Here is a 24,526-nt window from a genome sequence, read left to right as displayed (position 1 = left end):
CGCTTGTATGTTTAGACTTGAAGGGGTGGGCGGGACTAAAAGCTCGATTCCGACTCTAGCCAGTACGGACCGTGGGAGACTTCTCGTCCCGCCCTTTCTACCTAAAGCGCCGATAAGGAATTCATCGGTAAAACCGACGATAGAGGCAAGCCAGCGCTACGGTAGACCCCGACAAGCTCTTAAACCCTAGCTCCGAGGATTCGTCATGACAATCCTTACCTCGCCAACGGTGATTGGTGTCGATGTGGCCAAGGCCGAAATCGTCGTTTATCGCGAAGATCTGAAAATCATCCAGGCCATCAACAACGACCGCACATCTGTAGGTCATTGGCTGAAGACCCTGCCCGCCCAAAGCTCAATCGCCCTGGAAGCCACTAATCTCTACCACCTGGACACGGCCGAACTGGCCCATGGTATGGGGCATCGGGTTTACATCGTGGACCCTTACCGGGTGAGCCATTACCGCGAAAGCATCGGTCAGCGTGCAAAAACCGACCCTTGTGATGCACGTCTTCTGGCGCGTTATCTAACCAGTGAACAGCATCGGCTGCGGGTCTGGAACCCACCACCGCGGCACTACACAGTGTTGAAAAGTCTGCTTAACAAGCGTGCACAGCTGATGAAGGTCCGAGTCAGTATCAAGCTGAGCTGGTCAACCGAACCTCTTCTTGAAGATCTTTTGGCCGATGGGTTGAAGCATTTCAAACAGCTGGATCAGGCCATTCAGGAGTTGCTTCGTAAAGTCAGCCAAGAAGCCGGAATTAGTGAAAACATCAGACGCTGCAAAGCGATTGAAGGAGTTGGTGAACTCACGGCAACGGGCCTGGCAACTACATACATGCGAGGTGAGTTCGCCAGCGCCGATGCGTTCATCGCCTTTCTGGGAATGGACTTGAAGGCAAAAGACTCAGGTAAGAAACACAGTCCTCGCCACTTGAGCAAAAAAGGTGACGGGGAATTACGGCGTCTTGCACACAATGCAGCTATGGCAGCTTGTCGGTCCCCTGTCTGGAAACCGTTCTATGAGTCCTATCTGGCAAGAGGTCTAGCCAGAACCCAAGCCTTGGTCATCCTCGCCCGCAAGCTTTGCCGGGTGGCATTCGCCCTCATGAAAAACCAGAGCGAATACCAACCGAATTTAAGGTTGCAGGGTTCCCCTGCAACATAGAATCTCCCACATTTGGAATGCGTTCCCCCTGTGGGAGCGGGTTTGCTCGCGAATGGGGCGACGCGGTCTTACAGGCTGATCGGCGTGGCTTCGAACTTCACCCGCGGATGCGCAATCCGGTCTTGCGCACGCACAAGTTGCAGCTCGTAACTGGCGCAGGCCTGGGTTTCCAGCAGCACTTCATGCACCGCCGCTGCGGTGAATTCAAAAGCCGCCACCAGGCTGTCACCGAGCAGCACTCTCGCCAGGAACAGACCGGACGTCAGATCGCCCACCCCCACCGGCTGACGCGGAAACGCCAGCAGCGGACGCCGCAGATGCCAGCTGCCCTCGGCCGTCACCAGCAACATTTCAAAGCCATCCGCCGGTTTGCCCGGATAATCCAGATGCTTGACCAGCACCGCTTTCGGCCCACGCGCCAGAAGCGCCCGCGCCATCGCCAGGCAATCGAACAGCGACTGCGGCTTGCGCCCGGAGAAGCTGTCCAGCTCCAACTGGTTCGGGCACATGAAATCCGCAACGGCAGCGGCCTCCTCCAGCAGGAAGTCACTGACTTCAGCAGGAACGCTGCAGCCCTTTTCCGGATGCCCCATCACCGGGTCGCACAGATAAAGGGCTTTCGGGTTGGCCGCCTTGATCCGCTCGATGCCACTGAGAATCGCCCGCCCCTGCGCCGCACTGCCGAGATAACCTGACAGCACCGCATCACAATTGCCCAGCTCACCGATCGCGGCGATGCCCTCGACCAGCTCGGGGATCCGGTGCGGTGCCAGCACTTCACCGGCCCACTGGCCGTACTGGGTGTGGTTGGAGAACTGCACCGTATTGAGCGGCCAGACATTCACCCCGACCCGCTGCATCGGAAAAACCGCAGCGCTGTTGCCGGCGTGGCCGAACACCACATGGGACTGGATGGCGAGCAGATGAGGCGTACGTTTCATTCGGGTTTTTCCGTAAAACGATTGAAATTCAAGCCGCGCAGTATGCGACGAAACGCAGCCTGTACGACAGACCGGCGACGCAGTTAAGCTGACGCCATCATTTGGAGTTTCGTGTTGATGCTCACCCTGGAAAACATTTTCGTGCTGATGCTGTTCGCCGTCGCCGGTGCATGGCTCTGGCACAACCACGGCTTGCGCGAGCGGGCGCTGGAGCGGGTCAAACAGCATTGCGCGAATGTCGGCGTCGAGTTGCTCGACGGTAACGTGGCGCTGAAGAAGATCGGTCTGATCAAGGACGCCAGTGGCCGGCGACGTCTGGCTCGGGTCTACAATTTCGAATTTACCGTGACCGGCGAAACCCGACATAACGGCACGATCACCCAGTTCGGTGCGCACAGCGCGCAGATTGAACTGGCGCCCTACCCGGCACCGTTCGATGACACACCACCCGTGGTGGAGGTGACAAAACCGCGTGGTGAAGTGATCGAGCTGAGCCAGTGGCGTCAGGAGCACACCAAGTGGAAGCCTTGAATCAGCTCGCCTGAAGCCGACACCGGGCCAGCCCGGCCTGTAATTCACCGACCGCTTGCGGCTCGTCGAAAATCAGCTCGATCCGGCAATCCTTGCGCCATTCACTGGGCAGCCAGCTGAGCTCGGCATTGTCCAGCGCATTGGCTGACTGCCAGCCGACAGGGCTGTGAATCACCAGTTTGGCCCGGCGCCAGTTCAGGCTTTTCAGCCATTGGGTTATCCCCGACACATCGAACACCTGGCTCGGATGCCAGCGCCAACCGATGCTCCAGCCACCCTCCTGGGCCTGACTCAGGCAGATCGGCAGCGCCGGATCGCTCCAGATAGCCGGCATTTGCGCCAGCCCCTGGGGCACGATCAACTTATCCACACCGGCCTGCGCCTGCACGGCCAGCCCCGGCAACTCGCTGAGCGGCAGCATGGCCTGTTGCGTCCAGATCAGCCGGACAGGTGGCAACTGTCGGGCGATTCGCTCGCGCGTGGGCTCGTCGAGGTTTTCTGCTTTGTTCAACAGCAGCAGGCCCGCACTGGCCGAGGTCTCTTGCTGTGCGTCCGGCAGCGGTTTGCCTGCGGCGAGGGCCTGGGCGTCCAGCACCAGCACGCAAGGTTGTACGGCAAGTACGCCTTGCCATGGCCCCTCGTTCAGCTGCTTCAGCAACTGTGCCGGATGTCCGAGCCCGGACGGCTCGATGAACAACCGATCCGGCCGTGCCTTGCGCAACAATCGCCCCAGACCGATCTGGAACGGCGCACCGTTCACGCAACACAAACAGCCCCCGGCCACTTCGCCCAGTGCGATACCATCGGCGTCGCGGGTCAACAGCGCAGCGTCGAGCCCGATCTGACCGAACTCGTTGATCAGCACTGCCCAGCGCTCGCCCGCCGGTCGCTGGGCCATGAGCTGGCGAATCAGGCTGGTCTTGCCCGCGCCCAAGGGGCCGGCGATGACGTGGGTGGGAATGTTCTGCAACATGATCAAGATTTCTGGAGGTCGAAGATGCGGTGGATGGGATGGTCGTTGCTGCTGACGCTGGTGTCGGGCGAGGCTTTGGCCCAGGCCTGCGTGGTGCACAGCCAGGCGGAGCGGCTCGACGTGAAAGTCTGCCAGCAGAACCGCAACATCCCGGAGAAACTGTTCAACGACGGCTTCTGCCAGCCGACCCTGGCCGGGCAGAAAGTCGAGGTTCAATACGCCGACCAGTGCCCCGCCGGCGCGTTCGGCGTGTGCAGCAACGCGCAAGTCGCCAATATGCCTTATCGCCAGGATATCCACTATTACGGCATAGCCACCGATGCGGCGTATTTGCAGCCCTATTGCGAGGGCCAGAGCCAGGGGAAGTGGCTCAAGCCCTGAGGCGCTATCCAAGCCAGTCGAGGGTCAGCAGCAGTCGCCGCTCTCCCGGCGTCGGTTGTGGCGAGCGATGGATCAGGCCGAAACCTTCGTTGCCGTGCCATTTTTCGCCCTTGAGCAATGCCACTTCGCCCCGATTCAATTGCTGAATCCGTGACGCTTCCTGCGGCTCGGCTTGCGGCTGTCCCAGTTGCCCACGGTCCATCTGCCCTTCCCTTAACCATTCACTGCCGACACCTGCGTACGTCGTAATCAATCGCACCGGCACATGATCGACGTGAAAACGCGGACACATGGCCTTGTCCAATACCCGCAAGCGCAAGCCGATTCGCCGCGCGCCCAGCAGGCACGCGAAGGCACTGACCAGCCATTTCAGATCAGTGATGAACCCTTCATAGCCCTCCAGGTCGCGAAAACCGCCGGCCAGTCCCCTGAGATCCGGTTCTGCGTCTTCGTCCGGCAATTCCAAGCACAGTGCCTCGGCGTAGGGTTCGTTCAGAGACAACAACAAGTCCGCAAACTCGGCAATGTGCAGCGGAAGCTGCCGTTGCCAGACCGCGAGGTTGGTCTCATCGTCAAGAATGTCCGCCAGCGCCTGCGGGGTCTGGCCGAACGATTGATGACGTGTACTGCCTGGCAGCGGTTTCAGGGCGAGCATCAGGCCACCTCGTCGTGCCAGGAGCCAAACGGATCGGTCAGTTGAAGCCAGCCTTGAGTACCGAGCGCCATTTCATCATCGGTCAGCAGGCAATCATCCAGTTCCGACGACAGCTGTGCGAAATCGATGTTCTGCCCGATAAACACCAGCTCCTGACGACAGTCGCCTACGCTGGCGATCCAGTTTTCCATGATCGCGGCGGTACTTTCCTGATCCTGCGGCCACTGTTCTTTCGGCACGAAGCGCCACCAGCGCCCGGCGAAACCATGGCGCATCAAGCCACCTGCCTGGGACCAGCTACCGGCGTCCGTGGGTTTGCTGGCCAGCCAGAAGAAGCCTTTGGAGCGCAGCAGTTTGCCGTTTACCCAAGGGCGATCGATGAAGTCGAAGAAACGCTGCGGATGAAAGGGCCGGCGCGCCCGATAGGCCGTGGATGCGATGCCGTACTCCTCGGTTTCCGGCACATGTTCGCCACGCAATTCCTGCAACCAGCCCGGGGCCTGGGCGGCTTTTTCGAAGTCGAAACGACCGGTATTGAGAATTTTCTCCAGCGGTACCTCACCCATGACCATCGGAATGATCTCGGCCTGAGCGTTGAGGCGTTTGAGAATGGCCATCAGCTCTTCCCGCTCGCGACTGCTGATCAGGTCGATCTTGCTGATCAACAGGACGTCGGCGAATTCGATCTGCTCGATCAACAGGTCGGTGATCGAGCGCTCATCTTCTTCACCGAGGAATTCGCCACGGGAGGCGAGATTTTCGGCGGCCTGGTAGTCCGGCAGGAAGTTCATGCCGTCGACTACAGTGACCATGGTGTCGAGGCGTGCGATGTCGGCGAGGCTTTGCCCCTGCTCATCACGGAAGGTGAATGTCTCGGCCACTGGCAGCGGCTCGGAGATTCCAGTGGACTCGATCAGCAAATAGTCGAAGCGGCCTTCGCGGGCCAACTGACTGACCTCTTCCAGAAGGTCTTCACGTAACGTACAGCAGATACAGCCATTGCTCATTTCCACGAGCGTCTCTTCAGCACGGTTCAGGCTGACATCACGCTGGACTTCGCTGCCATCGATGTTGATCTCGCTCATATCGTTGACGATAACGGCGACGCGCAAATCATCTCTGTTACGTAGTACGTAATTCAAAAGTGTACTTTTTCCGGCGCCGAGAAAGCCGGACAAAACGGTCACGGGAAGTCGGGAAGACATTGGATAAACCTCATCAGACGGTCGCTAAACAGCGCTGGAGGCTCTCGGGGCGAGCGTTCTTGGGCTTCGATGGGGGTCACCAAGGAAACGGACGCTTGAAATGGAAGCCACAGAAAGCCTTGTCCGATGAATGTTATAGTATAACAACAAAGTCAATCCACTCTCTTCTTGCCCAAACTGACAAAGGGCCGGAAGCTGTAATCAGGTCGTCGCCGAGTTACGTCATGAAAACCGCGTTGAAATACTCGTTTATCTGCCTGGCATTGCTAGCGGTTAATGCCAAAGCACAACTGCCGGGGCTCGCCAATTGCACGCGCAGCGCGAACTTGTTGGCGTGCATCGATGGCAACGGCAACGCCTACAGCGTCAACACCGTCGGCAGCACGATGTACCTGCGTGGATTTGAAAAAGCGGGAAACCGCTATTGGGCGCAAACCAACAGCCGCTATGGGCAACTGACCTTCTTCACCGGCATCGCTTCCGATGGGGAAGCCTGGGTTGGCTACAACCGGCGCGTGGGCTGGACGACGATCAACCGGTTTTCCAGCTCAGGCGGCAGCAGTGCGAAGTTCACCTGCAGCCGGATCACTGGCTGCTAAACCCGCGATCCTTTCTGCTCTTGTAGCCAGGCCATGTAGCTGTCGACAGGTGGATTCTTCTGGAAATAACGCTGCAACCCCTCAAACAAACCGTCTGCCACGGCTTGCTGATGACGCGCGGTCACCAAGCGCTGACTGTCCCGCGCGTTGGAAATGAACCCGGTTTCCACCAGGATTGACGGCACATCCGGCGATTTCAGAACGGCAAATCCAGCCTGTTCCACGCGCTTTTGGTGCAGCGTGGTGATGCCGGCCAGACTGCCCAGCACTGTGCTTCCGAGTTGTAGACTGGCGGCGATGGTTGCATTCATCGACATGTCGAGGATCACGCCAGCGAGCATCGGGTCCTTGTCTTTGAGATTGAGCAGGCTGGTTGCACCGAGCAGATCCACACCGTTCTCACGCTGCGCCATGAACCGCGCGGTGGCGGACGTAGCGCCACCTTCGGACAAGCAGTACACCGACGCCCCGGAAGCCGTCAGACGCGGTGCAGCATCGGCATGCACCGAGATGAACATGTCAGCCTTGTGCTGACGCGCGATCTCCACACGCTTGCGTAACGGGACGAAGAAGTCGTCATTACGCACCAGCTTCACATCAAAGCCTTTCTCTCGCTTAAGCCGACGTGCAAGCAATTGCGCAATGGACAAAACCACATCCTTTTCACGCTCGCCCTTGGCGCCAATTGCACCCGGATCTTTTCCTCCATGCCCTGGGTCCACCACCACCATGACGTCGCGCTTGGGGTGAGATTTTTCCTGAGGTGTTTCACGTGGAACGCTCGCAGGCAACCCCGGTGATGCACTCATCAAGTCCAAAACCAGACGGTGCCCTTGCCCATCTTGAGGCGCCAGCAAGAATGAATTGAGCTGAACCGGGCTGCTTAAATCCAGCACGATCCGGGTGTTCCCTTGGCCAAAATGGCCGGAGCGAATCGAATGAATAGGGGTGCCGGATAAGGCCAACTGGCTGAAATCTCCATTCAGGCTGGCACCGCTCAAATCGATGATCAACCGTTCCGGTGCACTCAAGGTAAACGTTTTGTAGCTCACGGGACCACTCAGATCGAACACCAGCCGAAGCTTGTCATCCGAACGCCAGAGCCGCGCATTGCGTATCTGCGTGGCGGACACCGAAAAAGGCAAAACAAAGGCCGCGCTGGCCAGCATCAGGTTGAGCAAATGGCGTCTGTGCATATGAAAGCCTGTTCATGAAAAAGGCATCGTGGTTTGAATTGTTATAATGTAACATTAAATTCAATCACCATGATGGAACTGCTCATGAACGCGCTGACTTTGCCGGATGTCGCGGCTCAAGCCGCCCGCCAGGCCCTGCCTCTCGAATGGGTGGGGATGTGCGGCATCGCATTACCTGTGTTTATCGAAGGCCAACGCCTGGCTGCCAAAGCGGATGCAGGCGTCAGCCTGGATGATGGAGACGCACGAGGCATTCACATGTCGCGGCTCTATCTGGGGCTGGAAGCGCTGGAGCAGCAGAACCTTTCTCCCGCCCTTTTGCGAAAAGTTCTGCAGCGTTTTCTCGATAGCCACGAAGATCTGTCCGAAGCCGCCTATCTCAATATCCACACCGATTTACTACTGAGAAGGCCGGCATTGATCAGTCCTTTGGCAGGATGGAAATCTTATCCCGTCACTGTTTCAGCCCACCTGAAAAGCAAAATGTTCCACGTGGAACTGAAAATGGAGGTGGCTTACTCGTCGACTTGCCCGTGTTCTGCAGCATTGGCGAGGCAACTGATCCAGCAACAATTCATCGACGACTTTGCCAACAAGCCACTGCAGCACGCCGACGTGTTGGCGTGGTTGGGTTCGACCCAAGGCATCGTGGCCACACCTCACAGCCAACGCAGTACCGCACAGCTGCATCTCCACCTGGATGAATTCGTCGACGAACTACCGCTGACGTCCATCATCAACGACGCCGAAGCAGCCCTCGGCACCGCCGTGCAAACCGCTGTGAAACGCGCCGACGAACAGGCCTTCGCCCTCGCCAACGGCCAGAACCTGATGTTCTGCGAAGACGCTGCTCGACGCCTGAATCTGGCCCTGCGTCGTTCAGCCGGTATCAGCGAGTTCCACGTCCGAGTCATCCACGCCGAAAGCCTTCATGCCCACGATGCGGTCGCCGAAAGTCACTGGCGCCGGGAGCAGCCATGATTCGTTGCCAGAACCTGAGCTGGGGAACACCCGGCCAACCGCTCACTGCGCCTCTGAACCTTCGGCTGGAAAGCGGCAGCCTGACCGCAATCATCGGCGTCAACGGCAGCGGCAAAAGCAGCCTGCTCAAAGTTATCGCCGGATTACAGCGACCGCTGGCCGGCAAAGTCGAACTGGGTGTTCCACGCCAAAGCGGTTTGTCCTTCCTGCCTCAGCAACAGCATCTGGATCGACAGTTCCCGATCAGTCTTCAAGAGTTGGTGGCCGCCGGTTTCTGGGGGCGACGACTGTCATCGCAACTCAGGGCCCAGCGTCTCGAATCCGCACTGGAAGACTGGCATCTGAGCGGTCTGGAGCATCGTCCCCTGATGGCTCTCTCCGGCGGAGAACTGCAACGCGCCCTGCTGGCCCGATTGAGTCTGGTCGACACTCCGTTGCTGCTGCTCGACGAACCCCATGCCGCGCTCGACGAACTGGGGCAGAAACTGTTGTGGCAACACCTGCACGCCTGGCATGAGCAGGGACGAACCCTGGTCGTGGTTTGCCATGACCTTGCCGCCGTGCGCCAACACATTCCACAGACCTTGCTGATCAAACAGAACGGCTGCGCATTCGGCAGCAGCACCGACCTCATCCAGCAAACGCCTCACACGCAGGTGGCTTGATGCTGACGCTCAGCCATTTATGGCAGCCGTTCCACGAGTTCGTCTTCATGCGCCGGGCCCTGCTCGGCGGTCTGGTCCTGGCGTGCAGCACGGCGCCACTGGGCGTGTTTCTGATCTTGCGCCGGATGAGCCTGATTGGCGACGCCGTTGCCCACGGCATCCTCCCTGGCGCCGCGTTGGGGTTCTGGTTCGCCGGGCTGAGTCTGCCGGCGCTGACCCTCGGCGGACTCGGTGCCGGCCTGAGCATGGCCGGACTCGCCGCGTGGATCACCCGCCGCACCGGCCTGCGCGAAGACGCCAGCCTCGCCGCGATCTATCCCATCTCACTGGCCAGCGGCGTGCTGATTCTCGGCATCGCTGGCAAGCGACTCGATTTGCTGCACCTGCTGTTCGGCTCCGCTTTGGCGGTCGATGGGCCGACCCTCAACGGCATGCTGTGGGTGTCGGCACTCAGCCTGATGGCCATGGCGCTGATCTACAAACCCTTGCTGCTCGACACCCTCGATCCGTTTTTCCTGCGCACAGTCAGCCGACTCGGCCCCGTCGCCCATGGCGTGTTCCTGACGCTGGTGGTGCTCAATCTGGTGATCGGTTTCCAGGCGATCGGCGCCTTGATGGTAGTCGGCCTGATGATGCTGCCCGCCGCCGCTTCACGCTTCTGGAGCCGACGCCTGCCGGTCCTGATTGCCATCGCCGCGCTCATCGGTTGCGCATCGGTATGGCTCGGCCTGTTGCTGTCGTTCTACTACTCGCTGCCCAGCGGACCGGCCATCGTGCTGGTCGCCGGTGGCGGTTACCTGTTGTCCGTGGTGTTCGGACCGGTGCACGGTCTGTTGCGCCGCCCGCCTTTACTCACATCCCAATGAGGTGTTTCCCGATGCGCGCTCTACTCGTGCTGTTCAGCCTGATGCTGTCGATGTCGTTATCGGCGGCGGAAAAACTGCCGGTGGTCACCAGTTTCAGCATCCTTGCCGACATGGTGCATCAGGTCGGCGGCGAGCATATCCAGATCACCAACATGGTCGGCCCTGACGCCGATGCCCACACTTACGAACCGACGCCGGATGACGCCAAGGCCCTGCTCAAGGCGAAACTGATCGTCAAGAACGGGCTGGGCTTCGAGCCGTGGCTGGATCGGCTGGTCGCCAGCACCGACACCAGAGCTCCGGTAATCAGCGCCAGTCGCGGCGTGATTCCGCGCTCGCTGGATGAGGACGGCGAAACCGTCCCCGACCCTCACGCCTGGCACAACCTGGCAAACGCCGAACTGTACGTCGCCAACATCACCAAGGCGCTGATCGCTGCTGACCCGACAAACAAGACCGACTACGAGCGCAACAGCCAGGCCTACCTGAAACAGATCTACGCCCTCCTCGCCCAGGCGAAAGCCAGGCTCGGTTCATTGCCGCCGGGCAACCGCAAGATCGTCACCAGCCACGACGCCTTCGGTTATCTCGGTCAGGCCTACGGCATCGACTTCATGGCGCCACAAGGTCTGTCCACCGAACGCGAACCCTCCGCTGCCGAAGTCGCCGCGCTGATCACCCAGATTCGCCAGGCCAAGGTCAAAGCGGTGTTCATGGAAAACATCAAGGACGCACGCCTGCTCAAACAGATCGCCGACGAAAGCGGCGCACACATCGGCGGCACGCTGTACTCCGACGCCCTCGCCACCAGAGGACCGGCCAGCACCTTCACCGGGCTGTTCGAATACAACCTCAACACCCTCTACGAAGCCCTGAGCCAACCATGATTCGAAAAAATCCTTCCGGTGATTTGCCGCAGATTGCCGAGTCTGCCTACGTCGATAAAACCGCGATCATCTGCGGCAAAGTCATCATCGGTGAAAACGTGTTCGTCGGCCCGTACGCGGTGATCCGCGCTGATGAAGTGGACGCCACGGGCGAGATGGAACCGATCACCATCGGCGCCAATTCGAACATTCAGGACGGCGTGGTGATCCACTCCAAATCCGGCGCGGCGGTGACCATCGGCGAATTCAGCTCTATCGCCCACCGCTCGATCGTGCACGGCCCATGCACGGTCGGAGACCGGGTGTTCATCGGCTTCAACAGCGTGCTGTTCAACTGCGTCGTGGGCAATGGTTGCGTGGTGCGGCACAACTCGGTGGTCGACGGCCGGGACCTGCCGGACGCGTTCTACGTGCCCTCCACCACCCGCATCGGCCCGGGCACCGACCTCTCGCAATTTCCGCCGGTGAGCGTCAGCGCTTCGGAGTTTTCCGAAGACGTGGCGCGCACCAACGTCGACCTGGTGCGCGGCTACAAAGCCTTGCAGAACGAGTTCTGAATCATGAGCAGTGTGTTGATTCGCAATGCGCGGCTGGTGAACGAGGGTCGTGAATTCGACGCCGATCTGTTGGTCAGCCACGGGCGCATCGTCAAGATCGCCGGCAGCATCGAAGGTGAAAACGCGACCCGGGAAATCGACGCCAACGGTCAATGGCTGCTGCCGGGAATGATTGACGACCAAGTGCATTTCCGTGAGCCGGGTGCGCCGGCCAAGGGCAGCATCCACACCGAGTCCCGTGCGGCGGTGGCCGGCGGCATCACCAGTTTCATGGACATGCCCAACACCAACCCAGCCACCCTGACCCTTGAAGCGCTGGCCGACAAAAAGCGCCGGGCAGCAATCAACTCGGTGGCCAACTACGGTTTTCACTTTGGCGTCAGTCACGACAATCTGGACACGGTTGCAGCGCTGAATCCGAGCGAGGTGGCCGGTGTGAAAGTGTTCATGGGCGCGTCCACCGGCAACATGCTGGTGGACGACCCCAACACCCTCGAGCGTCTGTTCGCCGAAGTGCCGACGATTCTGCTGGCCCACTGTGAACACACGCCGAGCATCGAAGCGAACGCCACCAACCTGCGTGAACGGTTCGGCAACCAATTGCCAGCCGATGCCCACGCGCAGATCCGCAATGCCGACAGCTGCTTTCGTTCATCGTCTCTGGCGGTGGATCTGGCCAAACGTCATGGCACTCGCCTGCACGTCCTGCACCTGACAACGGCCCGCGAGCTGGCGTTGTTCGAAGACAAACCGCTGTCGCAAAAACGCGTCACCGCCGAAGTCTGCCTGCATCACTTGCTGTTCGATGACCGTGACTATCCGAACCTTGGCAACCTGATCAAATGCAATCCAGCGATCAAGTCCCAAGCCGATCGTGATGCCTTGCGTCAGGCACTGCTGAGCAATCGACTGGACGTGATCGGCAGCGATCACGCACCGCACACCTGGGCGGAAAAGCAGCAAGCGTATGAACAGGCTCCGTCTGGACTGCCACTGGTGCAACACGCGCTGCCGGCGCTTCTGGAACTGGTAGCGGATGGCGTATTGCCGATCACCACGCTGGTGGCGAAGACCAGCCACCGGGTGGCTGATCTGTTTGCCATTCCGGATCGCGGTTATTTACGTGAAGGGTATTGGGCGGATCTGGTGTTGGTTCAACCGGAGCCCGGGGGTGTCGCGGTGTCCCGCCAACCGGTTCTGTCGCAATGTGGCTGGACGCCGTTCGCTCAGCGCAGCTTTCGGCATCGGGTCAGCACGACGATGGTGTCGGGGCAGATCGCGTGGCATGACCATCGGATCCATGACAACTGTCAGGGATTGCCGCTGCGGTTCATGCGCTGAAAAAAACCGCCTCCACTCGATGTGGAGGCGGTTTGATTTACGCTCTCGGTTTGACGGTGCCGCAATCCTGCCCCAGCCAGACCGCCCGGGTTTCCAGACTGCCCTTCTGGTTGATCCCGATGGCGTTGAAAGTGCCGTTGGCGACGGTGGTGAACTCACGATCACTGAGGAACGTCGCGACGCCGGTGCCCTGGGCTTTCGGGCAACTGAAGCGGAATTTCCACTGGTTGCCGACGCGCTCGGTGATCTGCTGTTTGCAACCCGACTGCGGGTCCGCCAGCGGGATATCGTTGGTTGCTACCTGCTGTGGTGTCAGGCAGGCGCGGATGCCCTTGCCACCGATGTTGATCCCCTGCTTCTCCAGTTCCGCCCGCTGCTGCGGGGTGATCTGGCCCTGAATCTGACCGAGGATCGATTGCACATCCATCACCTGATCATCGACCTTCACATTGCTCGACGTCATTTCCCACAACCCCGGCTGCAGCATTTGCGCCTGAGCAACCACCGGCAAGGCCAAACCCAGGCCCAGCGCCAAACCCAGCAGACGAACGTTCATTGAAAAACTCCTGATCAGTAGTGGCCGTTAGACGCCGGCCGCCTGTTTCGGTTCATGGCGGGCGCTGGCGTCTTGAAAACAAATAGCGACAATCGCCATGGAACATGGTCTGTTAAGCATTGAATCTTCAGGAGCAAGGTTGCCCCATGGATTATTTTGGACCGCACATTTTCGGTTATCTGATCGCCCTGATACACACCCTCGGCTCGATCGCCGCGATCCATGCCGTGTTGACCGTCCGCACCGCCCAAGGCTCGATCGCCTGGGCGCTGTCGCTGATCTTCATTCCCTACCTCACCCTCATTCCTTATCTGGTGTTCGGCCGCAGCACCTTCGATGGCTACATCAAGGCCCGCCGCCAGGCCAACGAACAAATGCGCCTGGCGATTTCCGAGCTCAACTGGCGGCCCTGGGTGGAAGAGGCCCTGACCGCCCGGGCCTCGAATGCTTACGACTCGTTGCGCGCAATGCCGAAGCTGGGGCGCATGCCATGCCTGGCCAACAATGAAGTGCGATTGCTGATCAATGGCGCGGCGACCTTCGAGGCGATTTTCCACGCAATCGACCAAGCGCGGAAAGCCGTACTGATCCAGTTTTTCATCATTCACGACGATCGCCTCGGCCAGCGTTTGCGTGACCTGTTGCTGAAGAAAGCCGCCGAAGGTGTGGTGATTCATTTGCTCTACGACCGCATCGGCAGCCACGCCCTGCCCCACAGCTATGTGCAGGCGCTGCGCGATGGCGGCGTCGAGGTCAAGGCGTTCGCCACCCGCAGCGGCTGGCTCAATCGGTTCCAGGTGAATTTCCGCAACCACCGCAAGATCGTGGTGGTCGACGGGCTGATCGGATTTGTCGGCGGCCACAACGTGGGCGACGAATACATGGGTGAAAAACCACCGCTGGCACCGTGGCGCGACACTCACGTCCAGGTGCGCGGCCCGGTGGTGGCGTGCATGCAGGAGTCTTTTGCCGAAGACTGGTTCTGGGCCGCGCGGTCATTGCCGCCGCTGATCCTGCCGGACGCTTACCCGGATGAAGGCGTGCTTTGCCAATTGCTCGCCAGCGGCCCGGCGGATGCCTACGAAACCTGCTCGCTGTTCTTCGTCGAAGCCATCCACGCCGCCGCCGAGCGCGTGTGGATCACCAGCCCCTACTTCATTCCCGACGAAGCCGTATTCGCAGCATTGCGCCTCGCCGTATTGCGCGGGGTCGACGTGCGCCTGTTGCTGCCTTCGCGCCCCGACCACCGCATCGTCTACGCCGCCTCCAGCCTGTATGCGTTCGAAGCAGTGCGCGCAGGCGTGCGGGTATTTCGCTACGAACCGGGTTTCCTGCATCAGAAAGTGGTGTTGATCGACAGCGAGATCAGCGCCATCGGCAGCGCCAACCTGGACAACCGCTCGTTCCGGCTGAATTTCGAGGTGATGCTGCTGACCGTCGACAGCGAATTCGCCGCCAGCGTGGAACAGATGCTCAACGATGATTTCGCCCAGGCCTACGAAGTCGCCAAAGAAGAAAGCCGGGAGATCCACCGCCTGCAACAGGTCGGTATGCGGATCGCCCGGCTGATTTCACCGATCCTCTAGGTTCAAGGGTGGTAGATGTCGTCCCTCGTCCACGGCAGTTCATGGCTGCCGTCGGCATGGGCCTTCACGGCGAGGATCTGGTGCAGGTTGATCCAGCCGCGAGCGAATGCATAAGCGCAGCCTGCCAGGTACAGACGCCAGATACGCAGCGCCTGGTCCGGCACCAGTTTCGCGGCGGCTTCAAGGTTGTCCTCCAGCCGTTCGCTCCAGTGGTCCAGGGTGCGCGCGTAGTGCAGGCGCAGACTCTCGACATCGACGATCTCCAGACCCGCTTCACTGATCTCGGCCGAGATCATCGCCAGGTGCGGCAGCTCGCCGTTGGGGAACACATATTTCTCGATGAAATCCCCGGCGCCGCGCCCCACAGGGCGGCCATCGGTGTGCTTGGCGGTGATGCCGTGGTTCATCACCAGACCGCCCTCTTTCACCGCGCCGAACAGGGTTTTGCAGTATTCGGCGAGGTTGGCGTGGCCGACGTGCTCGAACATGCCGACGCTGACCACTTTGTCGAAGCGCCCGTCCTGGGGCAGATCGCGGTAGTCAAGCAATTGCAGTTCGATCTGGTCTTCAAGACCTTCAGCTTTGACCCGCTCACGGGCCAGCGCCAGTTGCTCTTTGCTCAGGGTGATACCGAAGACCTTGGCGCCGAACTCTCGGGCGGCATAACGCGCCAGTCCGCCCCAACCGCAACCAACGTCCAGCAGATAGTCGCCGGGCTGCAGGCGCAGCTTGCGGCACAGGTGCCGGAACTTGGCTTGCTGGGCTTGCTCCAGGGATTCGCTGCCGGTTTCGAAATATGCGCAGGAATACGCCATGTCGCTGTCCAGCCACAGTTGGTAGAACGCGTTGGACAGGTCGTAGTGATAGGAAATGGCTTTGGCGTCGGTTTCCTTGTCATGCACGGTGCGCACCGGCTGACTGTCTTCGTCCTCGTCGAGCAGCGCCGTGCTCAACTCATCGCACACCCGGATGACCTCGCTGATCGAGCCCTCCAGTTCGAGTTTGCCCTCGACGAACGCCGCCCCCAGCGCGTCGAGACTTGGATGGGTCAACTGGGACACCATCAACGGGTCCTTGACCACGATGGTGACACTGGGCGTCGGGCCCAGATTGAATTCATGGCCGTCCCAGAGTCGCAGGCGAAGCGGAAGCTGCAGATTCTGTAAGGCCGGTGGAAGTTGCGCGAGCATGGAATATCCCCCTGGTTTCAGACGTCTGATCTGAGGGTAGACCATCCTTGAAAATTAGCAGGCTATCGATTTGATAGTCGCCGACTATCAGCCTCAGAGGCTATCATCGCGCTGTCATCCCTGGTTCAGTGCGCCTTCTCAAATGACTGCGAGAGCGGCGCACAGTTCGAAAAATGATCAGTCCGACGCTTTCAGCTTCAGCAGTGGTTCCTGAAAACGCAGCAGGCGTCCGGCATTGCCCAGCACCAACAGCGTGCTCAGGTTGTGCAGCAACGCGGCGATCATCGCCCCCGCCGCACCGAGCCAGCCGAAGGCGGCGAAAACCACGATGGCCAGCGTCCAGCCCAGGCCGATGATCACGTTCACCTGCAAGGTCCGTCGGCACTGGCGGCTCAGGCGCACACAGGTGCCGAGCCGACGCAGGTCGCTGCCGATCAGCACGATATCGGCGGATGCCAGCGCAATATCCGCGCCGCCCGCGCCCATCGCCACACCCACGACACCCGCCTTCAGCGCCAGCGAATCGTTGATCCCGTCGCCGACCACCATCGGCCGGAAGCCGTTGTCGATTTCCTTGAGCACTCGATTGAGTTTGTCTTCGGGCAACGCCTGGGCTTCGACTTCGTGCAGGCCGACATCCCTGGCGAGGGTTTGCGCGACGCTCTGTCTGTCGCCGGTCAACAGCAATTGCCGCCCCAGCCCGAGGTCACGCAGTTCACTCAGCGCAAATCGTGCTTCCGGTTTGACCGTGTCGGCCAACAACAGCCAGGCAAGGAATTCTCCGTTCAATGCCAACCCGGCAATCGGGCCATCGTGGTCGGGGATGGCGGTGGTCGGGATGCCCAACTGCGCAAACAGCTCCGGACGCCCGAGCGCTGCTTCGCCTTGCGCAGTTCCGGCGACCACGCCCAACCCCTGCCGCTCATGAATATCGGTCAGCACCAGCACCTCTTCCGCGCTGACCAGTCCGGCCAGCGCGCGGCTGACCGGATGGCTGCTAGCCGCACCCAGGCTTGCAGCCAGCGCCATCACCGACCCGTGATCTGCTCGCGGGCTGTTGATCGACTGCAAGCGCAGCGTGCCGTACGTCAGGGTGCCGGTCTTGTCGACGACCAGCGAGGTGAGATCAGCCAGCTCCTCAAGGAACGCAGAACTGCGGATCAGAATCCCGTGCCGCGCCGCCACCGCCACCCCGGCAATCGCCGTGGCCGGCGCCGACAACACCAGCGCGCATGGGCATGCCGCCACCAGCACCGCGAGCATCGCCTGCGCATCGTTGGTGATAAACCAGGTCACCGCCGCGAGCAGCAACACCAGCACCATGTAGCTGCCGGCATAACGTTCGAGCAACCGGGTGATCGGTGGCTTGGAGCGTTCGGCGTTCTGCATCAGCGCGATGACCTTGCCGAGGGTGGATTCATCCCCGGTACGGGTCACTTCGATTCGCAGCAGCCCGTCGAGGTTGATCGCACCGCCGAACACCGCCATGCCGACGCCCGCCTCCATCGGAACCGACTCACCGGTGATCGACGCTGTATCGAGGCTGGCCTGGCCGGACAAAACCCGACCGTCCGCAGGCACTCGATCCCCGGCGCGCACTTCGACTTTGTCGCCGGCCTTGAGCGTGCCGTTGTCGACTTCGATGATCGAGCCGTCCGCCTGCACCTTGCGCGCGTGGCTGCGGGTCAATTGGCCGAGGGCATGAATCGCTTCCTGGGAACCGATCACACTGCGTTCTTCCAGCACGTGGCCGAAGATCATGATGATCGGCAACAGCGCCGCCGTGAGCAGATCGCCCGTGGCCCAGGCCCCGATCATCGCCAAAGCGATCAACTGATCGGTGATGCCGTGCAGGCTCGGATAACGCAGGCTGAACCACGCCGAACGCATTACCGGCACCGCGACTAAAAAAGAAGCAAATCCGAGCAGCAACTGACTGACGCCCGTCTGTTCCGGCATCAACCAGCGCCAGATCAGCCCAAGACCGAGCAAGCCGAGGGAGAGCATCGCCAAGGTCAACTGGCGCGCGGCGCGGCGTTGCTCGGCCGAGGACAACAGGCTCGGTGCGGTGGTGGTGGCAGTCATTTGCTGGCTCCCTGAATGATCAGGCGTGAATCGTCTTTCGGATCGACCGTGGTGACCGAGCCGGCCTGACCGAGAATCTTCGGCATCCGCTCGCGGTACAGACGCAACAGCATTTGCGGGTCCGTGCCCTGCTGTTGCGCCTTGGCCAGGCTCAATACCGTCGCCGTGTCGGCGGAGGCTTTGGCCAGGCGCTCACCGGCCTGGGCGTGGGCGACTTGCAGCGTGCGGTCGGCTTGCTCGTTGGCGGACTGAGTGAGCTTCTCGGCCTCGGTGCGGGCATTGGCGACCGCTTTGTCGGCTTGCTGGCTGGCGGTGAGGACCGCGTTGAACGCACTCACCGCCGGCTCCGGCAGACTCGATTGCACATCGACCCGCGCCACTTCGATGCCGATGCCCTGACCGCTCGCCTTCAACTCGGCCAGACGTCGATTGATGCCTTGCACCAGATCGCCACGTAACCGTTCGCGACGTTCGGCCGCCTGATTGTCAGCGCCGATCAACTCCGGCCGCGCCACCAGAATCGTGTCCAAGTCCCGTGCCGCCGTCAGCGCCACCGCGCTGCGTGTCACCAATCGATCAAGCGCCGGCAGCACGTGCTCGCCTTGCAGCACGAAGTCATAGGGATCGGTGACCTTGTAGAACACCCGCACATCCAGCTGCACCACTCCGGCATCACCGGTGAGCAAATAACCGGAGCCGGCCAGCGCATCACTCAGCGGCGTGGCGAAGGTTGCCACGCGATCCGCCTGCAGGGCCTGATCGCTGCGCAGCAAGTTTTCCACTCTGCGCTCGATCACCCGATCCGCCGCCGGCAACAAAACCACCTGTTCGAACGGCTGCGGCCACGCCAACAACAACCCGGCATTCTGAATACGATCCAGCGCTCCGAAATGCAAAACCACCGCGCGGTTTTGCGGGTCGATCTGCCGGACATTGGAAAACGCCCAGGCCAATGCCGCGAGCACTGTCACCGCATACAGAGCGAAAAACGCCAGACGTCCCGCTTGAATCCACGGACTGTTCAGCGAATGTGTTCCACGTGGAACTTCACTCATGGCTGCGATCCGCTCTTGCTGTCGAGATTGGGCGGACCGTCAACCAACACCCGGAACGGCGCGGCGTCGGTGCGCAGGATCAGTTTGGTGTCTGGCGAAACGATGGTGCCGAGGGTATCCAGCGAGCGCAGCAGGTTATACAGCTGCGGTGAACCGGCGTAAGCACGCCCGTAAATCTGCGCCGCTTCCACCCGCGATTGGGCTTCGATATCGGCAGCTTTCACCGTGGCATCGGCTTGCACGATTCGCGCATCGCGTTCGGCGGCGGAGCGAATTTGCGCTGCCTCTCGCTTGCCGATGGCCGTGCGCTCGGTGGCGATGGTTTCACGCTCGGCACGCATCCGGTCAACCGTTGCAGTGAGGGTCACCGATGGCAATGTCAGCCGTTCGATACCCACCTGCACCACCCGCACGCCGTAAGTGGCGAGCAGCTGCTGATCGATTTGCTGGCGCAGCTGCGCTTCAAAATCGGCGATGCGTACCTGGCTGGCATCGGTATTCACCAGATTGGCCAGATCGAAACTGCTGGCCGTGGTTTCCAGTGCCGAGCCGACAAACGTACGAATCTGCCGCGCCGCTTCGTCCGGCTGGTTCTGCACGGCGCGCATGAAGCGCTGCACGTTGTCGGGATCGCCCTGCACCTGCCAAGCCACGTACGCCTGAACGATGATGCGCAAACCGTCGCGGGTGCCGACATCCTGCAAGCCGCTGGAGGTCGTGCGCAAACGCAGATCCACCGGAATCGCCGCTTCGAACGGCGCCGGCCAGCGCCAGCTCAGCCCCGGTTCCAGTAGCACGCGGGACGGATTGCCGAACCGGGTGATGACCGTGGCTTCACCGGAGCGCACTTGCACCAGGCTCGCCGCCGCGATGGCGAACGCCACCAGCAACGCTGCCCAGCCCATACGCTTCCACGGAAAGGGCCCCGCCTCTTCCGGCGCACCGTGGTGATGGTGATGATGCCCGTGATGGTGATGACCGCCGCCATGAGCATGATCGTGGCCGCTGTGGTCATGGTGATCGTGAGTGTGCGACTGGCTCAATGGGTGGCTCCTGGCTGAGCGGTGGTGCGCGCCGGATCTACCGGCAGCGTGAACGTACGCAGGTCGATGGTCGGTGCGTTACTGCTGCCGCCCAGGCGATGGTCGAGTACCAACAGTTTGGCTTTGCTCAAACCCTGGCTGAGTTGGCTGAGGTATTGCTCCAGCACGAAGGCTTGGCCGGCGCTGGCGTAGGCTTTTTGTTCGGCGCTGAATTTCAGATCCGCCGCCCGGGCGGTGGCATTGATTTCATGGGCATTGGCACTGGCCTGATCCCGAGCGAGGCTGGCCTGCAACTGCGCCTGGTTACTCGCTTCGGCAGCGGCGCCGCGCTCGCGGGAGATCAACGCCTGAGCGCCGATCTGCGCCGCTTGCACGCTGTGGTAGGCATTGGCCGCCCCGGCGGGCGGGTGTATCGCTTCGACCACCGTGGCGAGAATTTCCACGCCGCTGTCGAGTTTCTGCAGATCGCTTTGCACGGCGCGGCCGATTTCTTCGGCGAGTCCGGTCCTGTCCTCGCCAAGCAAACCGTCGAGTGTGCGCGAGGCAAAGTCATGCACCAGAATCCGGCTGGCGGTGCTGCGGATCAGCGTCGGCACATCGGCGCTGTTGTAGGTGGCGGCCAGTGCGGCTTGATCGCTCAGGCCGATGCGGTAGACGAAGCGCACGTCCATGTTGACGATCTGAAAGCTCTGCTGATCGCCCCGACTGCTGGCGATAACCTGAGACTTGTCATTGACGTGACTGGCGTCCCACAAACGGTTGGCGGTGAGTGGCGCCGGGCCTTCTGCCGGATCCAACTGCACGGGTGCCGGGTTTTCACCGACGCTGGTCGCCAATTCATGGACCACGCCGTTCTCAACATTCAGCACACGCCCCAACGGCCAAGGCAAACCCGTCTGCAGCCCCGGCCCGAACACCTGCACCGGTTTGCCGAAGCGCTCGTAAATCCCACGGCTTTGCATCGGAATTTCGTGAAGCCCGGTGAGCAACCAGCCCAGCGTTGCCACCAGCACCAACACCGGCAAGAACGCCCGGCGCATGTAACCGAAGGCCCAGATCTGACGCAGATCGATGCCGAAGCGGTTGTGCAATTCGTGCTGCAACGCAAGCAACGGTTGTGGCGGCCAGCGCAGCAGATCGGCGACGAAACTGCGGGCCAGCAGCACCGGTTCGAGTTGTTCGCGGCGCGGGCTGAACAGCGACAGCAGCGCACGCAACAGCAACTCCAGGGCAACCAGTCCCGGCAGAATGCCGATCAATACCGCCAGACGCACCGGCCAGATTGCACTGTCACTGGCGAACAACAGGCACAACGCGCCCAGCACCAGACTGATGATTGCCACCCGCGTCAGCTGCGCCAGTACTCCGGCCTCGGGCCATTGCGCCGGGTTTTCCTGCGCCAGCTGTCGCTCCAGCACCAGCAGACCGAACGCCAAGAGCAAGGCGATGGCCGCACCGACCGTGGCGGACAACCCCACACCCGCCGCAGGTAGCGTCAGATTCCACGTCTGCTCGAGGCTCAGCAGCACCAGCAACGACCACCCGCCGAGCCACAACGTGGCCGCGCCGATCTGCCCGAGCAGATGCAGACTGCGCTGGCTCATCCGATCCAGCAGCCGCTCGTACCAGCCGTCCGGCGCAGGTTCTTCAGCGACCGTCACCGGCACCACGGGATTGATCACCCGCGCCCGCCATTGCGTCACCCACCACGCCGATTGCAGCCCCGCCACCAGCACCAGCAGCGCCGCGCTTTGATTGACCAGCAGCGCGGGCCACAGCGATTGCGGCGCAAACAGCCCGACAAAAAATGCCAGCACCCACCCTGCCCCGGCCACCGCAGCCAGACCGATCGCCAGGCGACGCAAGCGCCTGCCTTGCGCTGCCGCTTGCTGAAAGCGCGGCAACCCGGTGACCGGCGTGCCTTCATCCAAATCGACTTGCATATCCCCCCAAACTCTTTGGCTCACTGCACATATCGTTACGATATAACGAAAGTCGTGAAATATTTGTACTCATTTGCATCATTCAAAGATGGGCAACCTGTCGCTTGCCTGAAACCTTGACCGAAATGTCTGGAAACGCACATATTACGTTCGTAATTTTTAGCACGAACTACTTTTACCGATCCGCATCCTTCAGCCAGGAGTAAGAGCATGAGCAACTATGACGTGGTGATTCTGGGCGGTGGTCCCGGCGGTTATAACGCAGCGATCCGCGCCGGCCAGCTGGGCCTCAAGGCCGCGTGCGTCGAGGGTCGCGCCACGCTGGGTGGCACCTGCCTGAACGTCGGCTGCATGCCGTCCAAGGCGCTTTTGCATGCGTCCGAGCTGTACGAAGCGGCGCTGGGAACGGAGTTCGCCAACCTCGGTATCGAAGTCAAACCCACGCTCAACCTTGCGCAAATGATGAAACAGAAAGACGAAAGCGTGAGCGGCCTGACCAAAGGTATCGAATTCCTGTTCCGTAAGAACAAGGTCGACTGGATCAAGGGCTGGGGCCATATCGACGGCCCCGGAAAAGTCAGCGTGACCGGCGATCAGGGCAGCCGGATCGAGCTGACCGCCAAGGACATCGTCATCGCCACTGGCTCCGAGCCCACTCCCCTGCCCGGCGTGGAGATCGACAACAAGCGCATCCTCGACTCCACCGGCGCGCTGTCCTTAAGCGAAGTGCCCAAGCATCTGGTGGTAATCGGTGCGGGCGTGATCGGCCTCGAACTCGGCTCGGTCTGGCGCCGACTCGGCGCGCAGGTGACGGTGGTGGAATACCTCGACCGCATCTGCCCCGGTGTCGACGGCGAAGCCGGCAAGACCCTGCAACGCTCGCTGAGCAAACAGGGGATCAGCTTCAAGCTGAGCTCCAAAGTGACCAGCGCCACCTCCTCGGCCACTGGCGTACAGCTCAGCGTCGAACCCGCCGCTGGCGGCAGCGCGGAAATCCTCGAGGCCGATTACGTGCTGGTGGCCATTGGTCGTCGCCCGTACACCCAGGGCCTGGGCCTGGAAAACGTCGGCCTGAGCACCGACAAACGCGGCATGCTCGCCAACAAACAGCATCGCACCGAAGCGCCCGGTGTGTGGGTGATCGGTGACGTGACCTCGGGGCCGATGCTCGCGCACAAGGCTGAAGACGAAGCCATGGCCTGCATCGAGCAGATCGTCGGCAAGGCCGGTGAGGTCAATTACGAGCTGATTCCCAACGTGATCTACACACGGCCGGAGCTGGCCAGCGTCGGCAAGACCGAAGAGCAGTTGAAGGCCGAAGGCCGGGCGTACAAGGTCGGCAAATTCCCGTTCACCGCCAACAGCCGGGCGAAGATCAATCACGAGACCGAAGGCTTTGCCAAAGTCATCGCCGATGAACGCACGGACGAAGTCCTCGGCGTGCACCTGGTCGGCCCGAGCGTCAGCGAAATGATCGGCGAGTATTGCGTGGCCATGGAATTCAGCGCCTCGGCCGAAGACATCGCGCTGACCTGTCACCCGCATCCAACCCGCTCCGAAGCGCTTCGTCAGGCAGCAATGAATGTCGAGGGGATGGCGACGCAGATGTAAGCCCTGTGCGAATACTTCCCGCGCAATGCGGGAAGTATCAGGACGGCAGATGCCCCAACGGCAGCGCGCCGGGCGTCTTCACCGTGTGAATCGCAAAATTGCTGCGGATGTCGCTCACCCCCGGCAGCTTCAACAGGCACCCGGTGAGAAAGCGGTCATAGGCGCGCAGATCCGGCACCACCACTTGCAGCAGAAAGTCCGACTCCCCGGACACCAGAAACGCCGAAATCACCTCCGGCAACGCCGTCACCGCCCGGTGAAACGCCTCGGCCTGTTCATCGTTGTGCCGCTCGACCTTGACCCCGACAAACACCGTCAGCCCCAGCCCCACTTCATCACGGTCCAGATTGGCCTGATATCCGCGAATCACCCCGGCCTCTTCGAGCATGCGCACCCGACGCAGGCATGGCGATGCCGACAGACCGATTTCGTCGGCCAACTGCACATTGCTCAGGCGTCCGTCCCGTTGCAGTGCGGCAAGAATCTTGCGGTCGAAGGCGTCCAGTTTCAT

Annotated in this window: 24 protein-coding genes; 12 read left to right on the top strand and 12 right to left on the bottom strand. The window is 61.1% G+C overall.

All coding sequences use genetic code 11. From position 1 onward, the window contains the following. The first annotated feature begins 205 nt into the window (after positions 1 to 205). On the top strand, positions 206 to 1,168 hold the full coding sequence (locus ACTJK9_RS15465; RefSeq protein WP_221397423.1) for an IS110 family transposase: 963 nt from the start codon (positions 206 to 208) through the stop codon (positions 1,166 to 1,168). A gap of 68 nt (positions 1,169 to 1,236) precedes the next feature. On the opposite strand, the gene pdxY is transcribed toward ACTJK9_RS15465, so the two are convergent. Beyond that, positions 1,237 to 2,109, bottom strand: a complete 873-nt coding sequence (gene pdxY / locus ACTJK9_RS15460; protein ID WP_039765058.1) for a pyridoxal kinase PdxY — start codon at positions 2,107 to 2,109, stop codon at positions 1,237 to 1,239. Positions 2,110 to 2,226: 117 nt separating this feature from the next. On the opposite strand from pdxY, the gene ACTJK9_RS15455 reads away from it, so the two are divergent. Beyond that, positions 2,227 to 2,640, top strand: coding sequence for a DUF3301 domain-containing protein (locus ACTJK9_RS15455; RefSeq protein ID WP_011336644.1), 414 nt, complete (start codon positions 2,227 to 2,229; stop codon positions 2,638 to 2,640). A gap of 1 nt (position 2,641) precedes the next feature. On the opposite strand, the gene ACTJK9_RS15450 is transcribed toward ACTJK9_RS15455, so the two are convergent. Next, positions 2,642 to 3,613: a CobW family GTP-binding protein gene (locus ACTJK9_RS15450; RefSeq protein ID WP_440814707.1), complete on the bottom strand. Its 972-nt coding sequence runs from the start codon at positions 3,611 to 3,613 to the stop codon at positions 2,642 to 2,644. Between the two features lie 24 nt (positions 3,614 to 3,637). On the opposite strand from ACTJK9_RS15450, the gene ACTJK9_RS15445 reads away from it, so the two are divergent. Continuing rightward, the gene (locus tag ACTJK9_RS15445; RefSeq protein ID WP_085612438.1) at positions 3,638 to 3,994 is read left to right on the top strand and encodes an NADH:ubiquinone oxidoreductase; all 357 of its coding nucleotides are present in this window, start codon (positions 3,638 to 3,640) and stop codon (positions 3,992 to 3,994) included. Positions 3,995 to 3,998: 4 nt separating this feature from the next. Here ACTJK9_RS15445 and ACTJK9_RS15440 read toward each other — a convergent pair whose 3' ends face one another. Then, complete coding sequence (locus ACTJK9_RS15440; RefSeq protein ID WP_440814704.1) at positions 3,999 to 4,649, bottom strand: DUF1826 domain-containing protein; 651 nt, start codon at positions 4,647 to 4,649, stop codon at positions 3,999 to 4,001. Then, positions 4,649 to 5,854 carry a zinc metallochaperone GTPase ZigA gene (gene zigA, locus ACTJK9_RS15435; RefSeq protein ID WP_440814702.1) on the bottom strand — a complete coding sequence of 402 codons (1,206 nt, stop codon included), beginning with the start codon at positions 5,852 to 5,854 and terminating at the stop codon, positions 4,649 to 4,651. Before zigA ends, ACTJK9_RS15440 begins: the two co-directional genes overlap by 1 nt. Before the next feature lie 224 nt (positions 5,855 to 6,078). Here zigA and ACTJK9_RS15430 point away from each other — a divergent pair, with 224 nt between their 5' ends. After that, entirely contained in the window at positions 6,079 to 6,453 is a 375-nt protein-coding gene (locus tag ACTJK9_RS15430; RefSeq protein ID WP_085612441.1) for a glutamine synthetase, read from the top strand. Here ACTJK9_RS15430 and ACTJK9_RS15425 read toward each other — a convergent pair. Next, entirely contained in the window at positions 6,450 to 7,649 is a 1,200-nt protein-coding gene (locus ACTJK9_RS15425) for an N-acetylmuramoyl-L-alanine amidase (protein ID WP_085612442.1), read from the bottom strand. The two genes, ACTJK9_RS15430 and ACTJK9_RS15425, sit on opposite strands and share 4 nt — an antisense overlap. A gap of 84 nt (positions 7,650 to 7,733) precedes the next feature. On the opposite strand from ACTJK9_RS15425, the gene folE2 reads away from it, so the two are divergent. Genes folE2 through ACTJK9_RS15395 form a run of 6 tightly spaced genes read left to right on the top strand, consistent with a single transcriptional unit; the run spans position 7,734 to position 12,946 of the window. After that, positions 7,734 to 8,630, top strand: a complete 897-nt coding sequence (gene folE2 / locus ACTJK9_RS15420) for a GTP cyclohydrolase FolE2 (protein WP_085612443.1) — start codon at positions 7,734 to 7,736, stop codon at positions 8,628 to 8,630. Next, positions 8,627 to 9,295 (top strand): metal ABC transporter ATP-binding protein, encoded by a 669-nt coding sequence (locus tag ACTJK9_RS15415; protein WP_085612444.1) that lies wholly within the window; start codon positions 8,627 to 8,629, stop codon positions 9,293 to 9,295. The genes folE2 and ACTJK9_RS15415 overlap by 4 nt, the downstream gene beginning before the upstream one ends. Continuing rightward, positions 9,295 to 10,161 carry a metal ABC transporter permease gene (locus ACTJK9_RS15410; protein ID WP_085612445.1) on the top strand — a complete coding sequence of 289 codons (867 nt, stop codon included), beginning with the start codon at positions 9,295 to 9,297 and terminating at the stop codon, positions 10,159 to 10,161. Before ACTJK9_RS15415 ends, ACTJK9_RS15410 begins: the two co-directional genes overlap by 1 nt. An 11-nt stretch (positions 10,162 to 10,172) precedes the next feature. Continuing rightward, a complete protein-coding gene (locus ACTJK9_RS15405) occupies positions 10,173 to 11,048 on the top strand; it encodes a metal ABC transporter substrate-binding protein (protein ID WP_085612446.1) in 876 nt (291 codons plus the stop codon). Next, positions 11,045 to 11,605, top strand: a complete 561-nt coding sequence (locus tag ACTJK9_RS15400) for a gamma carbonic anhydrase family protein (RefSeq protein WP_085612447.1) — start codon at positions 11,045 to 11,047, stop codon at positions 11,603 to 11,605. Before ACTJK9_RS15405 ends, ACTJK9_RS15400 begins: the two co-directional genes overlap by 4 nt. 3 nt (positions 11,606 to 11,608) lie before the next feature. Beyond that, positions 11,609 to 12,946: a dihydroorotase gene (locus ACTJK9_RS15395; protein WP_085612448.1), complete on the top strand. Its 1,338-nt coding sequence runs from the start codon at positions 11,609 to 11,611 to the stop codon at positions 12,944 to 12,946. A gap of 37 nt (positions 12,947 to 12,983) precedes the next feature. Here ACTJK9_RS15395 and ACTJK9_RS15390 read toward each other — a convergent pair whose 3' ends face one another. Continuing rightward, on the bottom strand, positions 12,984 to 13,502 hold the full coding sequence (locus ACTJK9_RS15390) for a DUF3617 domain-containing protein (protein WP_007954220.1): 519 nt from the start codon (positions 13,500 to 13,502) through the stop codon (positions 12,984 to 12,986). 146 nt (positions 13,503 to 13,648) lie between these two features. Here ACTJK9_RS15390 and cls point away from each other — a divergent pair, with 146 nt between their 5' ends. Continuing rightward, positions 13,649 to 15,088, top strand: a complete 1,440-nt coding sequence (gene cls / locus ACTJK9_RS15385; RefSeq protein ID WP_085612449.1) for a cardiolipin synthase — start codon at positions 13,649 to 13,651, stop codon at positions 15,086 to 15,088. A 2-nt stretch (positions 15,089 to 15,090) separates the two neighbouring features. Here cls and cfaB read toward each other — a convergent pair whose 3' ends face one another. The 5 genes from cfaB to hflK (ACTJK9_RS15360) form a co-directional block, all read right to left on the bottom strand. Beyond that, positions 15,091 to 16,278, bottom strand: coding sequence for a C17 cyclopropane fatty acid synthase CfaB (gene cfaB / locus ACTJK9_RS15380; RefSeq protein ID WP_039765033.1), 1,188 nt, complete (start codon positions 16,276 to 16,278; stop codon positions 15,091 to 15,093). Positions 16,279 to 16,455: 177 nt separating this feature from the next. Next, on the bottom strand, positions 16,456 to 18,363 hold the full coding sequence (locus ACTJK9_RS15375) for a heavy metal translocating P-type ATPase (RefSeq protein WP_440814695.1): 1,908 nt from the start codon (positions 18,361 to 18,363) through the stop codon (positions 16,456 to 16,458). Then, a complete protein-coding gene (gene hflK / locus ACTJK9_RS15370) occupies positions 18,360 to 19,418 on the bottom strand; it encodes a protease modulator HflK (RefSeq protein WP_085612451.1) in 1,059 nt (352 codons plus the stop codon). The genes ACTJK9_RS15375 and hflK (ACTJK9_RS15370) overlap by 4 nt, the downstream gene beginning before the upstream one ends. Beyond that, positions 19,415 to 20,461 (bottom strand): protease modulator HflC, encoded by a 1,047-nt coding sequence (hflC, locus tag ACTJK9_RS15365; RefSeq protein ID WP_045121726.1) that lies wholly within the window; start codon positions 20,459 to 20,461, stop codon positions 19,415 to 19,417. The genes hflK (ACTJK9_RS15370) and hflC overlap by 4 nt, the downstream gene beginning before the upstream one ends. Further along, positions 20,458 to 22,404, bottom strand: a complete 1,947-nt coding sequence (gene hflK, locus ACTJK9_RS15360) for a protease modulator HflK (protein WP_440814691.1) — start codon at positions 22,402 to 22,404, stop codon at positions 20,458 to 20,460. Before hflK (ACTJK9_RS15360) ends, hflC begins: the two co-directional genes overlap by 4 nt. A gap of 210 nt (positions 22,405 to 22,614) precedes the next feature. Between hflK (ACTJK9_RS15360) and lpdA the strand changes: the two genes are divergently transcribed. Beyond that, the gene (lpdA, locus tag ACTJK9_RS15355; RefSeq protein WP_440814689.1) at positions 22,615 to 24,015 is read left to right on the top strand and encodes a dihydrolipoyl dehydrogenase; all 1,401 of its coding nucleotides are present in this window, start codon (positions 22,615 to 22,617) and stop codon (positions 24,013 to 24,015) included. 37 nt (positions 24,016 to 24,052) lie between these two features. Here the strand turns inward: lpdA and ACTJK9_RS15350 are convergent, their stop codons facing one another. Next, positions 24,053 to 24,526, bottom strand: coding sequence for an Lrp/AsnC family transcriptional regulator (locus ACTJK9_RS15350; RefSeq protein ID WP_007954205.1), 474 nt, complete (start codon positions 24,524 to 24,526; stop codon positions 24,053 to 24,055).

Origin of the sequence: Pseudomonas sp. 22082 (assembly GCF_052046055.1) — a bacterium.
GTDB classification, from domain to species: domain Bacteria; phylum Pseudomonadota; class Gammaproteobacteria; order Pseudomonadales; family Pseudomonadaceae; genus Aquipseudomonas; species Aquipseudomonas pharyngis.
The sequence above is the reverse complement of the archived record's forward strand: the minus strand, read 5'-3'. Positions and strand labels throughout refer to the sequence as shown.